Source organism: Ventosimonas gracilis, assembly GCF_001580025.1.
Classification (GTDB): Bacteria; Pseudomonadota; Gammaproteobacteria; order Pseudomonadales; family Pseudomonadaceae; genus Ventosimonas; species Ventosimonas gracilis.
Map to the genome: position 1 here is coordinate 1 of NZ_LSZO01000045.1, position 345 is coordinate 345.

At 45.5% G+C, this 345-nt stretch carries 1 rRNA gene; it reads left to right on the top strand.

Going from position 1 to position 345, the window contains the following annotated elements:
* Positions 1-269: 269 nt before the first annotated feature.
* Positions 270-345: ribosomal RNA gene (locus tag AXE65_RS02400) — 16S ribosomal RNA — on the top strand; the annotation flags it as partial.

Sequence of the window (345 nt, forward strand, 5' to 3'; positions counted from 1 at the left end):
TTTTGGTATCTGTAGAATGCGCACCTCGCTTGAGGCGGCGCCGGAAACGGGCGGTCTGGAAGGGTTTTTAAAGCCTCTTTCTTTGCCTTGAAGCACTTGTTCTTTAACAGATAAATCAAGCAATAGGTGTGGGTGCTTGGTGCGCTGGGTGACAAGTTTATCCAGTGAATTTCAAGCAAACACCTGTTAATTCAGATGTTGATTGCGATGACTGGGCATGATTTAAGCATTCTTAAGTGGTTATCTACTTTTGAATGTTTTTCAAGATTGAACTGAAGAGTTTGATCATGGCTCAGATTGAACGCTGGCGGCAGGCCTAACACATGCAAGTCGGACGGCAGCACG